Below are 14,521 nucleotides of genomic sequence, written 5' to 3'. Positions count from 1 at the left end.
GTTCGCCGGTGACTGGTGACCACTCGTGCCGGGGGTGGAGCGTCTAAAATGGTAGGGATTGTCCTATCCGCACCCCGAGTTGAAGAGGTTGCTGTGAGCACTGCCCTTTATCGTCGTTATCGCCCCGAGACCTTCGCTGAGGTTATCGGGCAGGAGCACGTGACCGAACCTCTTATGGTCGCTCTGGAGAAGAACCGTGTGAATCACGCGTACCTGTTTTCGGGTCCGCGTGGTTGCGGTAAGACCACGTCGGCGCGTATTTTGGCGCGCTGCCTGAACTGTGCGCAGGGTCCGACTCCTACTCCGTGTGGTGTGTGCGATTCGTGCCGTGAGCTCTCGCGTGATGGTGGCGGTTCCCTTGACGTGATTGAGATGGATGCGGCGAGCCACGGCGGTGTGGATCATGCCCGTGACCTGCGTGAGCGCGCTACTTTGGCGCCGGTGCGTGACCGTTACAAGATCTTCATTATTGATGAGGCACATATGGTGACCCGTGAGGGTTTCAATGCGTTGCTGAAGATTGTGGAGGAGCCGCCGGAGCACGTGAAGTTTATCTTCGCGACGACCGAGCCGAATAAGGTGCTGGGTACGATTCGTTCGCGTACTCACCATTACCCGTTCCGCCTGGTGCCGCCGGAGGTTCTTCTGCCGTATCTGCAGGGTCTGTGCGATCAGGAGCAGGTGGCGGTGGAGCCGGGCGTGCTGCAGCTGGTGATTCGTGCCGGCGGCGGCTCGGTGCGTGACTCGCTGTCGATTCTTGACCAGTTGATGGCTGGCGCGTCGTCGCAGAACGGTATTGAGTATGACCGTGCGGTGGCGCTGCTGGGTTATACCCACGCGCAGCTTCTGGATGAGGTCATTGATGCGTTGGGCGCGAAGGATGCCCCGACTCTCTTTGGCGCGGTGTCGCGTGTGGTGGCGACCGGTCAGGATCCTCGCCGTTTTGTGGAGGATCTGCTGGAGCGTCTGCGTGATTTGATTGTGGTGAAGGCTGTTCCGCAGGCTGCCGGCCAGATTTTGCAGGGTGTTCCGCAGGACCAGTTGGAGCGCCTGGGTCAGCAGGCTCAGGCTTTGGGTGAGCGTGAGCTGATGGTTGCCGCGGGTACGGTCAATGAGACTCTGAATGGTATGACGGGTGCGGCGAATCCGCAGCTTCAGCTGGAGTTGCTGTGTGCTCGTCTGCTTCTGCCTGCTGCGGAGGGTTCTGCCGGTGGTGCGGAGGTTGCGGCCTTGGCTTCTCGCCTGCAGGTTTTGGAGCGCCGCGTGGCTTCTGGTGCTGCTGGTTCTGCCGGTTCTGTTCCGGCGCAGGGCGGCATGTCTGCGGCTCGTGCGGCGGGTATGGCTGCGGCTGGTCTGACCCCTAAGACTCCGGCGGCTAATGCCCAGGCCCCTAATGCTTCTAGCGCGCCTGTTCAGGAGGCGACTCAGCCCGCCCAGCAGGCTAGTTCTCAGCTGGGCGGTTCTCAGCATGCCAGCGCGGGTGCTCCCCCGCTGGCTGGTGCGCCTCTTGCTGCGGCTACCCCGCAGTCTTCTGGCGCCCCGCTTAGCGCCGCGCCTCTTGCACCCGTAGCACAGACACCCGCAGCACAGGCCCCTGCAACTCAGGCACCTGTAGCTCCGGCTGGCACTCCCCCGACGGGTAACGCCCCGACGGCATCCAATGCCCCGGCTTCTCACGTAGCTGATGCCGCTCCGGCGGCCACCCCCTCCGCACCCTTGAAACTTGACCCGAATGATCCGCTGTCGGCGGTTCAGGGTAATTGGCGCGCCATCCTAAACCGAATGAGCGTTCCCGGTGCGGCTGAGCAGCTGATGAAGGTTCGCCCCGCCCGCATGGACGGCGCAACCCTGTACGTGAGCGCCGACATTGCGACCCTGCGCGCGGTCAAGGGCTTCGTACCCGAGCTGACCGCCCGCGTGAGCGAGTTCCTGCGCCGTCAGGTGACCATTCACGCACAGGTGGCGAAGCCCGGCGAGCAGGCTAAGCCCGTCCCGGCGGCGGCGCCCGTAGCGCAGCCTACCCCCGTACAGCCCCCTGCTACGGCGGTTCCTGCACCGCAGGCACCTCAGCAGCCCGTTCAGCAGACTCCCCCGCAGCCCTCTCAGCCGGCGCCTCTGGCTGATGGTCCGCGCGGCGGTGAGGATGCGTGGCGTCGCCACGGTCAGCCGCTGACCGGCGCAAACAGCCCCGAGTCCACCAGCGTGGATGCGCCCCTGGGTGCGTGGGAGGTTACCCCGATTCCGCAGAGCGCCCCCGAGGAGGCGCCCCAGCAGGCTGCTCCGACTGGTCCTCTCGCGCCCGAACCCCAGGTTGCCCCGCAGTCACCGATTCAGGAGGCTCCGGCGGCACAGGCGGGCCCGGCGGGTGGTTTTGGTGAGCGTGATTCCTTCGCCGCATCCGGTAGCGGAGTTCCGCAGCAGGAACCCCTTCATGTAGAGGAACCGCCCTACGAGGAGGAGCCCCCTTTTGAGGATGAGCCTCCCTACGCCGAGCCGGTTGAGGCGCCCCCTGCACCCGCAACGCCTCCTGCACCTGCAATGCCCGTCGAGCCTGTAGCGCCGGCTGGTCCGCTCGCGCCTCCGGTTGCCCCGGCGGGTCCGCTGGGAGCGCCTCCGCAGGATTCGGTAGCCCCGATTGAGCCGGCAGGCCCGCTTGCTGCTCCGGTTGAGCCTGCAGGTCCGCTTGCACCCGTAGCACCAATTGCTCCGGCTGGCCCGTTGGCTACTCCCCCGCAGGCGGCTCCGGTTGATAATGCCCCGGTCGATAACGCACCGGCACGCGAGGAGAAGCTCGCCCAGCCCGCTGTACCGGAACCTGTAGCACCGGCACAGGCTGCTCGCCCGGCACGCGCCGCATCCGATGAGGACTATGTCTCTGAGGATGACGAGAAGGTCGAAAACAGCACCTTCATCGGCCTGCGCGCTATTGAAAAAGTTATTGGTGGCACCGTCATTGACGAACGCCCCCTGCACCAGCCCTAATCCGGGGTTCTAACACCCGGCAGGTGCCGCGCCCGCCATCGCGCCGATGGCGGGCGCACTCATTCCCGCCTCATACCCGCTGCGCGAAACAGCCCTAAACTGTCAGGGGTTTGGGGCATACTCTTACCGTCACCCGGATACCGACACCCGGAACGAAACACCGCATCAGAAGGAGAAGCCTTGTACGAGGGAGCAGTTCAAAACCTCATTGACGAGCTCGGACGCCTGCCGGGCGTGGGTCCTAAGTCGGCTCAGCGCATCGCTTTTCACATTCTGAATGCGGACGCTGCCGATATGGCACGCCTGGCCAACGCGATTTCCACGGTGAAAACCAGCGTGAGCTTCTGTGAGGAGTGCGGTAACGTCTCCGAGACGAAACTGTGCTCGATTTGCCGTGATGAGCGCCGCGACCCGTCGGTGCTGTGCGTGGTCGAGGAGTCCAAGGACGTGGTCGCGATTGAGCGTACCCGCTCCTTTACCGGTCGTTACCACGTGCTCGGCGGCGCCATTAACCCGCTGGCGGGCGTGGGCCCGGAGCAGCTGCGTATCCGCGAGCTGGTGTCCCGCCTGGCGGATGAGCGTATCCAAGAGATTATTCTGGCGATGGACCCGAACCTTGAGGGTGAGGCGACCGCAACCTACCTCTCGCGCATGCTCGTGCCGTTGGGTGTGCGCCTCTCGCGCCTGGCGTCGGGTCTGCCGGTCGGTGGCGACCTGGAGTACGCGGATGAGATTACCCTGGGCCGCGCATTGGAGGGTCGCCGCGTCATTAGCGAGGGCACGGCGGTGGCTCATACTGCCGCCGAGGATTTTGAGCGCGTGAACCGCGAGGAGGAGCAGGAGCGTGAGCAGGCGGCTCAGGTTCAGGCTCAGGAGGCGAAGCAGACCCGTCGCCGCTGGAATTCGAGCATGTTCGATGACCTGGATTCTGAGGTTTCTGCCGTTTCCGCCCCGCAGGCGGCTGAAGGCGTGCAGGGCACCGTGGATGAGCAGCTGATTGAGCAGGTTCTGCAGGGGGCTGAGGAATCCCGCGATGAGGACTCCCCTGCCGATGCTGAAACCGCCGCGGAATCCACCCCTGACCTGGGCGAAGACTCTGCCGAGGAGGCTCCGGCGAGCGCCGCCTCCGACCCCGCAGAGGCGCCCGCGCCTGAGCAGTCGGAGGATGCTCCGGAGGTGTTCCGCACCCCCGATTATGAGGAGAAGATCCGCTCGATTCAGAACGCCCCGTTGCGCACCCCGAAGCCGGATGTTCCGCCGCTGCCGGGTGTCACTTACGTGAACCCGTGGACCTAAAAACTCGCTTCCGAGGGCTTGCTGTACCCGCCTCCGCACCCCGCGTCGCTACCGCGTAATACTACGTAATATTTCACGGGGCAATACATACGGGGGTGCAGTTCGCCGCCTGCACTGAACGCCGTCTACTATAGGTGAGGAGCCGGCGTCTGCCGGTAGCACACAAAGTAACTGACCTGGAGATATCTATGAGCCTGATCGTCCAAAAGTTCGGCGGTTCCTCCGTAGCGGATGCGGAGGGCGTCAAGCGCGTTGCCCGCCGCGTCGTGGACACTCAGAAGGCAGGTAACGATGTGGTCGTCGTGGTGTCCGCTATGGGTGACACCACCGATGAGCTGCTCGACCTTGCCGCAGAAGTCACCAGCAATGTCACTCCTTCCCGTGAGCTGGACATGCTGCTGACTGCCGGTGAACGCATTTCGACTGCCATCCTATCGATGGCTATTAACGACCTGGGTGCTAAGGCCCAGTCTTTCACTGGTTCTCAGGCAGGCATGATTACTGACGGCGTGCACGGTTCTGCGCGTCTGGTGGAGGTCAACCCTGACCGTATCCGTGAGTCGATTGAGGCTGGCAACATTGCGATTGTGGCTGGTTTCCAGGGCATGAACCGTCAGAGCGGCGACATTACGACCCTGGGCCGCGGCGGTTCTGATACGACCGCTGTTGCTCTGGCTGCTGCCCTGAACGCTGATGTGTGCGAGATTTACTCGGATGTTGACGGCGTGTTCACTGCCGACCCGCGCATCGTGCCGACCGCGCATAAGCTGGATACCGTCACTAGCGAGGAGATGCTGGAGATGGCGGCGAATGGTGCGAAGATTCTGCACCTGCGCAGTGTCGAGTATGCTCGTCGTTTTAATTTGAAGCTTCACGTGCGTTCTTCGTTCTCGAACCTTGAAGGCACCATTGTGATCCCGGAGGAGTCCGCGGAACTGACCCCCACCCATCTGAAGGAGATTCCCTTGGAACAGCCCCTGATTTCTGGTGTTGCGCATGATCGCACCCGCGCAAAGATTACCGTTGTTGGTGTTCCGGATGTTCCCGGTTCGGCAGCGAAGGTGTTCGGCCTGCTGAACGAGGCGAAGGTGAACCTGGACATGATTGTTCAGAACGTTCCCACTGACCGCCCGGGCGTGACCGATATTTCCTTCACTCTGGATCAGGCGCAGGGCCCGACCGCGCTGAAGGCTCTGGAGGATGCTAAGGCTGAGCTGGGCTTCCAGGAGGTTATTTACAACGAGTCGGTTGGTAAGCTGTCGCTGGTTGGCGCGGGTATGAAGACCAACCCGGGTGTTTCGTTCACCTTCTTCGAGGCACTGTCTGCTGCTGGCGTGAACATTGACATGATTTCGACCTCTGAGATCCGTATTTCGGTGATTACTGAGCTGAGCAAGCTGGATGAGGCTGTTCGCGCGGTGCACACTGCGTTCGGTCTGGATGCCGAGGGTGAGGCTACTGTTTACGGTGGTACTGGCCGCTAAGGTTTAGGTGGTTAGCTCGTTTGTGAGCTGCACGCTTCGGGAGGGGCGGTGCTGGTTTATTCCAGTACCGCCCCTCCCCTTTTTCTGCCTACAACTGAAATAACTGAAATGCTTTACAGTTATTTCAGTTAGGGGTAAGGTTGTATCAACCATGGATGAGCCTCTCACCGGATGATATGCACCCCATCGACGTGGTGCCTTCAGACGCTTATTCACCCAACCCCAAGGAGAAGATGATGACCACCGCCCTAATCAGTCCTCTGGAGGAAGATACCCTCAACCAGGCTCGCGCAGAGGCACGGGAGATTCTTAAGAACTCTGAAGAAACCACTATTGAGCTGACTGTTTCAGGCCGAGAAAGCCAGCAGCTTGGTGATGCCCTCAACCAGGTCATTCAGCACGTTCTCCACGCCCTAGCGCAGGGCCAGAGTATTGACGTTCAGGTTGTCCCTCACGATTTGACGACGACCGTTGCGGCTCAGCGTATCGGTATTTCCCGTCCCACGCTTATGAAGGCTATTCGTACCGGTGAACTGCCTGCGCATAAGGTGGGTAGCCACTTCCGTATCCGTACTGAGGATGCTGACGCTTTCCGCAAGGAGCTGCTCAAGAAGGCTGTTTCGCAGAAGGAGCAAGCCCTCAAAGAGCTCTGGGAGCTCGAGGAGGAACACGGCCTTGTTGGCACCTTCACTGAATGAAGTCGCTTAACCTCCTGCACTACCTTGTCGCGGCATCGTTTAGGCTAGAAGCATGAGTAGTGTTGTGTTTTCCCAGGTGATGGATGGCTCCGAGTGGCGTGCCGCCGCGGTAGCGCATGAGGCGCGTGCCGGCCGCTACGCTGACCCGTTTGCGCAGCGTCGCGCCCGCCACGAGGTGCACCCCGTTGAGGACTTCCTCTTCACCTACTACACTCTCAAGCCCGGCCAGTTCAAGCGCTGGCACCCCGGCGCCGGGGTCATTCTGCTGGATGCGCCCGAGCGCGCCTCCTGGCGTTTTTACCGCCTCGCAACCGAGCGGGAGCTGCTCGAGGCGGGTTGCACCCCCGAGCAGGCGCGTGCCCGGGTGGATGCCGCCTCCGCCGTCACTGTGGACGTCACCGATTTTGTGGAGCGCCGTGCTACCGCTCTCGCCTTCACCCACGAGATCCTGCGCAACACCGCCGCGAAGAAGGGCCAGTTCGGATGCTTCGGCATGCACGAGTGGGCGATGGCGTACAAGTCGGTGGAGAACAATATCCGCCACGACTACCTACAGCTGCGCCTGGGTGCGGAGGGCACGGACCGCGTGGTGGAGGAGCACCGCATCCGCTGCTCGCACTTTGATGCGTTCCGTTTCTTCATGCCGCAGGCAGCACCGATGAACGAGCTACAGCCGACCCGCGAGTTGCAGCGCGTACTGGAGCAGCCGGCATGCCTGCACGCGAATATGGACGTGTACAAGTGGGCGTACAAGCTTCTGCCGCTGGTTGATTCGACCCTGGTCATGGATTGTTTCGATCTGGCGTGGGATGCGCGCGAACTGGATATGCGCGCGGCCCCCTACGATATTCGTGACTGGGGGTACGAGCCGATTCCGGTGGAGACGACCGAGGGTAAGGCCGAGTACGTGCGGATTCAGCGTGAGCTGTCGGAGCGTTCGATTGAGCTGCGTGAGCGCCTGCTTGCGGTGTGCGAGCGCTATCTTCCGCCCCTCGAGGCGTAAAAGACGTGATTCGAGCCTCTTAGGGTATCCACCAACCGAACGCATACCCCCGTTACGGTCGTTAGTACGGTAAGATGAGATACGGCTCATACAGAACCCACGCACCCAAGGAGTGCCCACACATGGCCCGTATTGTTGTTGATGTTATGCTCAAGCCCGAAATTCTTGACCCGCAGGGTAAGGCTATTTCTCACGAACTGCCCCGTATCGGCGTTGATTCCTTCGTGGATGTTCGCCAGGGTAAGCGCTTCGAGCTGACCGTCGAGGGTGAGGCTACTGAGGAGCACCTCGCAGCTGCCCGCAAGGCTGCTGAAGAGCTGCTGTCGAACCCCGTCATCGAAGACGTTGTGAACGTTTCGGTTCTGGAGGACTAATACCTATGGCAGAGTCCCTCGCACCTACTGAAGTCCCCCTGGTTGGCGACTTTTCTACTTATTCCCCGAACCCCGCCTTCGCTGATGCACGCGTTGGTGTGGTGACTTTCCCCGGCACTCTGGATGACCGTGACGCTGCGCGTGCTGTCCGTCTGGCTGGCGGTACCGTCGTTGAGCTGTGGCACGACGACGCTGACCTGAAGAACGTTGACGCCGTCATTATTCCCGGCGGTTTCTCCTACGGTGACTACCTGCGTGCCGGCGCTATTGCTGCGAAGGCTCCCGTGATGCGTTCGGTGATTGATGCCGCTAACGCTGCTGGTACCTCCGGTTCTTCACCCCTGCCTGTTCTGGGTATTTGCAATGGTTTCCAGATTCTGACTGAGTCTCACCTGCTGCCCGGTTCGATGATTAAGAACGATCACCGCAAGTTCATTTGCCGTGACCAGGTTCTGCGCATTGAGAATAACTCCACCTCCTGGACGAGCGATTACGCTGCAGGCCAGGAGATTGTTGTTCCTCTGAAGAACCAGGACGGTCAGTATGTTGCTGACGCGAAGACCCTGGAGGCGCTGGAGGCTGAGGGCCGCGTGGTGTTCCGCTACGTTGGTTTCAACCCGAACGGTTCCCGTAACGACATTGCTGGCATCAGCAATGAGCGCGGTAACGTGGTCGGCCTGATGCCGCACCCGGAGCACGCTGTGGAGCCCGGCTTCGGTCCTTCCTCTTCCGGTTTTGGTGAGGTTTCTCTGCGCGGTGGCGCCGATGGTCTCGGCGTGTTCACCTCGGTTCTTGCCAACCTGATTAACGCCCGCTAACGCACGACAAGGATTCTAAGAAGTTATGAGCGAAAAGCAGTTTAACCTCGACACCGTCGAGCACGCGGCGGCAACCCCGGACACCGAACTCCCCTGGGCTGAACTGGGCCTGAAGGAGAACGAGTTCGAGGACATTAAGGAGATTCTGGGTCGCCGCCCTACCGCGGCTGAGCTGGCAATGTACTCGGTCATGTGGTCCGAGCACTGCTCCTACAAGTCTTCTAAGGTTCATCTGAAGCAGTTCGGTGCGAAGGTCACCGATGAGATGAAGAAGGACCTGATGGTCGGTATCGGTGAGAACGCCGGTGTGACCGATATTGGTGACGGCTGGGCTGTTACCTTCAAGATTGAGTCTCACAACCACCCCTCGTACGTGGAGCCCTACCAGGGTGCTGCGACCGGTGTGGGCGGTATTGTGCGTGACATTATTTCGATGGGTGCACGCCCGATTGCTGTGATGGATCCGCTGCGTTTCGGCGCGATTGATCACCCGGACACCGCCCGCGTTATTGGCGGCGTGGTTGCTGGTATTGGTGGTTACGGTAACTCCCTGGGCCTGCCGAACATCGGTGGCGAGGTTGAGTTCGATTCCTGCTACCAGGCAAACCCGCTGGTCAACGCACTGGCTGTGGGCATTATGCGCCACGAGGACATCCGCCTGGCGAACGCATCGGGCGTGGGCAACAAGGTTGTCCTCTTCGGTGCGCGCACCGGTGGCGACGGCATCGGCGGTGCGTCGGTGCTGGCGTCGGAGTCCTTCGATGATACCAAGCCCTCGAAGCGTCCTGCCGTTCAGGTGGGCGACCCCTTCGCTGAGAAGGTTCTGATTGAGTGCTGCCTGGAGCTGTTCAAGGGCTCCGTGGTTGAGGGTATTCAGGACCTGGGTGCTGCGGGTATTTCCTGCGCAACCAGCGAGCTGGCTTCTAACGGTGAAGGCGGCATGCACGTCGACCTGACCAAGGTTCTGCTGCGTGACCCCACCCTGACCCCCGGCGAGATTCTGATGTCTGAGTCTCAGGAACGCATGATGGCTGTTGTCTCCCCTGAGAACGTGGAGCGCTTCGAAGCGATCATGAACAAGTGGGGCGTGGAGTACTCCTTCCTCGGTGAGGTGACCGACTCCGGTCGCCTGGTCATCGAGTGGGACGGCGAGGTCATCGTGGACGTTGACCCCCGCACCGTTGCACACGACGGCCCCACCTACGAGCGTCCCTACGCACGCCCCGAGTGGCAGGACGATGTTCAGGCTAACCACTTCACCGGTTCGGCTGCTGACGAATCCCGCCCGCGTGGCAAGGAGCTGGGCGAGGCAATCAAGGCGTTCATGGCGTCCCCGAACATGTGCTCCAAGTCCTGGATTACCAACCAGTACGACCGCTACGTTCAGGGCAACACCGCCCTGTCCATGCCGGATGACGGCGGCGTGGTGCGCGTGGACGAGAACACCAACCTCGGTGTTGCTCTGGCGACCGACGCCTCCCCGCGTTTCACCTACCTGGATCCGTACGAGGGTGCTCGCGCGTCCTTGGCTGAGGCGTACCGTAACGTGGCTACCGTTGGTGCACGCCCCGTGGCTGTGTCTGACTGCCTGAACTTCGGTTCTCCCGAGGATCCGGACGTCATGTGGCAGTTCGCTGAGGCTGTTCGCGGCCTGGCTGACGGTTGCATGGAGCTGGGTGTTCCGGTGACCGGCGGTAACGTGTCCCTGTACAACCAGACCGGTGGCAAGGCTATTAACCCGACCCCCGTGGTGGCGATGATGGGCGTTATGGATGACGTCACCCGCCGCACCCCGTCGGGTTGGGCTCCTGAGCATGATGGTCAGGCTATCTACCTGCTGGGTACCACCCGCGATGAGCTGGACGGCTCCGAGTGGGCTCGCTTCAAGGGTCACCTGGGCGGTCAGCCGCCGAAGGTTGATCTGGCTCTGGAGCGTCAGCTGGGTGACATGCTGGTGAACATGTCTCGTGACGGCATGATTGATGCCGCACACGACGTGTCTGCTGGTGGTCTGGCTGCCGCTCTGTCGGAGGCTTGCCTGCGTTTCAACACCGGTGCCCGCATTGGTCTGGGTGAGGTTGCTGAGCGTGACGGTCTGGACCTGTTCACCCTGCTGTTCTCGGAGTCCCTGGGCCGCGTTGTGGTTTCGGTTCCGCGTTCTGAGGAGGTGCGCTTCAAGGATATGTGCACCGCTCGCCAGTTCCCCTTCGCACGTATTGGTGTGGTGGATGCTGCGTCGAACGCTCTGGACTTCCAGGATGAGGTTTCCATTGACCTGGATGAGCTGCGTGCAGCTCACGAGGGTACTCTCGCTTCTTACTTCGGTGAGGTTGCGAAGGGCTAGTCTTCGACTAGTTTGAGACTAACGCCGAAAGGGGCGGATGCTTGTGAAAGCATCCGCCCTTTTGTTATGCCCGCGGGCTTGTGCACTGAGCGGTGAGAGGTTGTGCGTTGAGGCGTTCTGTTTATGCGCGTTCTGGGTTTATGCCTCAGCGACCTGGCGGCCCAGCTGCGCGAACAGGGAGGCGTTGATGCGGAAGCCTTCGATGCACTCTTCGATGAGGGCCTCGCGCTGTTCGTCGGTCAGGGGTGCGTTGTCGAGCAGTTCGCGGTAGCCGTCCTTGAAGACCTTGGGCTTGGGCAGTTCGGTGAAGCGGTACATGCTCAGTGCTTCGGCGGGGATGCCGTAGTGGCGGTTGACGAGCGCTGCGACGGCCTGGCCGCCGGAGAGGTCGCCGAGGTAGCGCAGGTAGTGGTGTGCGAGGTAGCGTTCGGGGGAGTTGATGGTGGCGCGGATGCGCTCTACGTACTCTGCGGTTGCGGGCAGGGGCGCATCGATGTCGCCTTCCTGGCCGAGTGCGCGGATGTCTGCACGGATGTATTCTGCGCGGTCGAGGCCGGGCTGGGTGAAGGGTTCGGTGATGGGGTTGGGTTCTGCGCGGTAGTGTGCGGAGACTGCTTCGAGTGCTTCGTAGATGTGCACGTACTGGTTGATGAGGCGCAGGTATGCCTCGGTGTTGAGGGCGCCGCCCATGAGGTCTTCCATGAAGGTGGAGTGTTCGGCGTTGTCGTGGACGTGCTTGGTGCTTTCCTTCAGGCGTGCGGAGAAGCGTTCCTGGGTGGTTTCGGGGGCGGTAATAGTCATGGTGAGCTCCTATAGCGACTTGTGGGTGAACAATAAAGGTTTTGATGACACTGTGTCACCAAACTGTTAATGACATATTGTCACCAAAAACCAGTTTTGGCAATAGCCCCCACAAAAAATTTGCTAAGGTAAACCTTATGCACAAGTCACCCTAGGCATTAAGTTACACAAACATAGGCTAATAGGTCTAGACTTGATACGAACACCACAATCACTAATTCAAGGAGACACCGAATGTCTACCCCCTCTCTCACCAAGCGCACTTGGGCGTTCTTGGCTTCAGCAACCATCGGCCTCAGCGGCGTCGCCGGCGTACCCGCAGCCTTCGCAGCTGAAACCAACTCCCACATCAGCGCCAGTGAGGTAACCGCAGCCTCAGAGCAGAGCCTGCAGGACGTCACCGTCAACTGGGGTCTGAAGAAGTCCTTCCGCTCCTACATCAACGGCCCCTTCTCCCAGGGCTCTCAGGAACTGACCGGCGTCACCACCAACGAAGACGGCTCCTACCACTTCACCTCCGCCGAAGGCACCGTAGCCAACGGCGAATACTCCGTCACCTTCACCGGTTCCTCGATCCACTACACCGCACACCACGGCCTGCTGGAAGTCATCATCTCCGACCTCTCCGTCACCATTAAGGACGGCGTGGGCACCGTGCGCGCCAACGTTCAGTCGCGCCCCTACAACGGCAACACCACCCCGAACGACCTGGTCGAAACCAAGAACATGACCATCGGTACCTTCAACGCCTCCGGCCTGAAGGTTGAGGGTAACACCATCACCCTGCCCAGCGTTGACGAAGAAAACGGCACCCGCGTCAAGCTCTCCGAAGAGGCAACCGGCGCCTTCGCCGGCTTCTACAAGGCAGGTCAGGAGCTGGATGCGCTCGGCTTCTCCGCAACCATCGTGACCAAGGAAGCACCCGCGCCCGCACCTTCCACTGAGCCCAGCGCCGAGCCGACTGCAGCGCCGACCGCAGAGCCCAGCAGCGAGCCTTCCTCCGCACCGACCAGCGAGGCACCCAAGCCCGCCGAGCCCACTTCTGCAGCGCCGAGCGCAGCCCCCACCTCCGCGGTGCCCTCCTCCCCCGCCGCAACCACCGAGCCCAAGCGTGAAGAGAAGGTCACCGGCAACGTCGTCGAGTCCGGCACCCTCAGCTGGGATATCCGCGAGTCCTTCCTGAAGTACCTGACCAGCTTCGCCCACGGCTCCGTGAACGTTGACGGTCTGGAGAAGACCGCGGCAGGCGGCCTGAAGTACACTCAGGCATCCGGCGTGTACAACCCCGAGACCAAGACCGGTCAGATCAACTTTGCGGGCACCGCAGAGTTCACCGGCCACAACGGTCAGCTCAAGAGCACCATCAAGAACATGCGCCTGGTCGTCGTCAACGGTAAGGGCACCTTGGTCGCCGATGTTGACGCGCTGACCCGCGACGGTAAGTCCATCTCCAAGACCGGCTTGGCTATCGCCGAGGTAGACCTCTCCGGCGCGAGCGTGAAGGACGGGGTTTTCTCCGCGCAGAACGCGGCGGTTGCCCTCACCAATGAAGGCTCCGAGGTTCTCTTCGCGGGCCAGTACCGCGGCTCCGACAACGCCATGGCACCGCTGAGCTTCTCCGTAAAGCTCAGCGAGCAGACCGCGGAGAACACCGTTGAGGTTCCGCGCGTCTCTGAGGACAAGTCCTCCGACAACAAGGGTTCTGAGAACGGCTCCTCCGATAACAGCTCCTCGAACTCCTCCGGTAACTCCGGCGCGAGCGGCTCCGGTTCTGGTGGTTCGGCAGGCACCTCCGGCAGCGTCTCTAACGGCGGTTCCTCCTCGAATGGCTCTGTCAGCAACAACCCGGCACAGCCTGTCTGCGTACCCGTCACCCGCACCCGCGAGGTACAGGAGCAGGGCGCATCCGACGGCACCATTAAGAGCGCTAACCTCGGCTGGGGCGTGCGTGATTCCTTCCGCAACTACGTGCGCGGCGGCATCGCGAACGGTAGCTGGGAGCTGAACGGCACCTCCTACTCTTCGGATGCGTTCAACTGGTCTAACGGCACCGGCACCTTCAAGGGCGGTAAGGGTTCCATCTCCTTCAGCGGTTCGGTTCGTTTCACCGGTCACCACGGCATTCTGGACACCACCATTGCGAACCCGCGCCTCGAGATTAACGGCAATTCCGGTACTCTCTACGCGACCATGAACAGCAATGACTCCTCCGGCAAGGCAACTAACTACGGTGAGGTGGCACTGCTGAAGGTGGATCTGTCCGGTCTGCAGAGCTCCGCCGAGGCTGTGAGCGTCAACGGTGCGGCAACCGCTCTGACCGCTGAGGGCGCGAAGGCATTCGCTGGCTTCTACGAGGCTGGTAAGGACATGGCTCCGCTGAGCTTCTCCGCAGCAATCAACGGCGCTAAGACCACCACCAAGACCGTGACCGAGACCGTCTACGAGGGTGAGGGTTGCGACCCGGTCACCGGCAAGCCCCTGGCTTCCACCGGTGCGTCCGGTGTTGAGGGCACCCTGGTTGCTGGCTTCATCGCTGTCGCGGCCGGTGCGGGTACCGTCGTGTACACTCGCCGCCGCAAGAAGGCATAGCGGCACCTCACGAGGATGCCCACACTGTCGGCTCGCCCGTGAGACTCAACCATGAGGTTCACCGGTGAGCTGACACGGTCCGTGCGGGGGTGCAGATTTTCACTGCACCCCCGCTTCAGGTGCCAGATTTTG

General features: G+C 61.5%; 10 protein-coding genes. 9 read left to right on the top strand and 1 reads right to left on the bottom strand.

The window, feature by feature from the left end; all coding sequences use genetic code 11:
• Positions 1-93: 93 nt before the first annotated feature.
• The 8 genes from QZ540_RS00145 (at position 94) to purL (ending at position 10,999) form a co-directional block, all read left to right on the top strand.
• The gene (locus QZ540_RS00145; protein WP_294626819.1) at positions 94-2,982 is read left to right on the top strand and encodes a DNA polymerase III subunit gamma and tau; all 2,889 of its coding nucleotides are present in this window, start codon (positions 94-96) and stop codon (positions 2,980-2,982) included.
• A 180-nt stretch (positions 2,983-3,162) separates the two neighbouring features.
• Complete coding sequence (recR, locus tag QZ540_RS00140) at positions 3,163-4,278, top strand: recombination mediator RecR (protein WP_294626818.1); 1,116 nt, start codon at positions 3,163-3,165, stop codon at positions 4,276-4,278.
• Between the two features lie 188 nt (positions 4,279-4,466).
• On the top strand, positions 4,467-5,762 hold the full coding sequence (locus QZ540_RS00135) for an aspartate kinase (RefSeq protein ID WP_044150814.1): 1,296 nt from the start codon (positions 4,467-4,469) through the stop codon (positions 5,760-5,762).
• 155 nt (positions 5,763-5,917) lie between these two features.
• Entirely contained in the window at positions 5,918-6,460 is a 543-nt protein-coding gene (locus QZ540_RS00130; RefSeq protein ID WP_294626817.1) for a helix-turn-helix domain-containing protein, read from the top strand.
• Positions 6,461-6,512: 52 nt separating this feature from the next.
• Positions 6,513-7,463 (top strand): 3-methyladenine DNA glycosylase, encoded by a 951-nt coding sequence (locus QZ540_RS00125; protein ID WP_294626816.1) that lies wholly within the window; start codon positions 6,513-6,515, stop codon positions 7,461-7,463.
• 122 nt (positions 7,464-7,585) lie between these two features.
• The gene (gene purS / locus QZ540_RS00120) at positions 7,586-7,837 is read left to right on the top strand and encodes a phosphoribosylformylglycinamidine synthase subunit PurS (RefSeq protein ID WP_005507194.1); all 252 of its coding nucleotides are present in this window, start codon (positions 7,586-7,588) and stop codon (positions 7,835-7,837) included.
• 5 nt (positions 7,838-7,842) lie between these two features.
• Positions 7,843-8,655 (top strand): phosphoribosylformylglycinamidine synthase subunit PurQ, encoded by an 813-nt coding sequence (gene purQ / locus QZ540_RS00115; protein WP_294626815.1) that lies wholly within the window; start codon positions 7,843-7,845, stop codon positions 8,653-8,655.
• Positions 8,656-8,680: 25 nt separating this feature from the next.
• Positions 8,681-10,999 (top strand): phosphoribosylformylglycinamidine synthase subunit PurL, encoded by a 2,319-nt coding sequence (gene purL, locus QZ540_RS00110; RefSeq protein WP_294626814.1) that lies wholly within the window; start codon positions 8,681-8,683, stop codon positions 10,997-10,999.
• A 138-nt stretch (positions 11,000-11,137) separates the two neighbouring features.
• Here purL and QZ540_RS00105 read toward each other — a convergent pair whose 3' ends face one another.
• On the bottom strand, positions 11,138-11,800 hold the full coding sequence (locus tag QZ540_RS00105) for a heme oxygenase (biliverdin-producing) (protein WP_294626813.1): 663 nt from the start codon (positions 11,798-11,800) through the stop codon (positions 11,138-11,140).
• 234 nt (positions 11,801-12,034) lie between these two features.
• Between QZ540_RS00105 and QZ540_RS00100 the strand changes: the two genes are divergently transcribed.
• The gene (locus QZ540_RS00100) at positions 12,035-14,389 is read left to right on the top strand and encodes an HtaA domain-containing protein (protein WP_294626812.1); all 2,355 of its coding nucleotides are present in this window, start codon (positions 12,035-12,037) and stop codon (positions 14,387-14,389) included.
• Positions 14,390-14,521: the final 132 nt, after the last annotated feature.

It is taken from the genome of uncultured Rothia sp., from assembly GCF_916049665.1.
Classification (GTDB): domain Bacteria; phylum Actinomycetota; class Actinomycetes; order Actinomycetales; family Micrococcaceae; genus Rothia.
The sequence above is the reverse complement of the archived record's forward strand: the minus strand, read 5'-3'. Positions and strand labels throughout refer to the sequence as shown.

Bases quoted from the DNA above. Each gene is read 5' to 3' on its own strand.
- QZ540_RS00135 (WP_044150814.1), top strand. From the start codon at position 4,467: ATGAGCCTGATCGTCCAAAAGTTCGGCGGTTCCTCCGTAGCGGATGCG.
- QZ540_RS00130 (WP_294626817.1), top strand. From the start codon at position 5,918: ATGAGCCTCTCACCGGATGATATGCACCCCATCGACGTGGTGCCTTCA.
- QZ540_RS00125 (WP_294626816.1), top strand. From the start codon at position 6,513: ATGAGTAGTGTTGTGTTTTCCCAGGTGATGGATGGCTCCGAGTGGCGT.
- purS (WP_005507194.1), top strand. From the start codon at position 7,586: ATGGCCCGTATTGTTGTTGATGTTATGCTCAAGCCCGAAATTCTTGAC.
- purQ (WP_294626815.1), top strand. From the start codon at position 7,843: ATGGCAGAGTCCCTCGCACCTACTGAAGTCCCCCTGGTTGGCGACTTT.
- purL (WP_294626814.1), top strand. From the start codon at position 8,681: ATGAGCGAAAAGCAGTTTAACCTCGACACCGTCGAGCACGCGGCGGCA.
- QZ540_RS00105 (WP_294626813.1), bottom strand. From the start codon at position 11,800: ATGACTATTACCGCCCCCGAAACCACCCAGGAACGCTTCTCCGCACGC.
- QZ540_RS00100 (WP_294626812.1), top strand. From the start codon at position 12,035: ATGTCTACCCCCTCTCTCACCAAGCGCACTTGGGCGTTCTTGGCTTCA.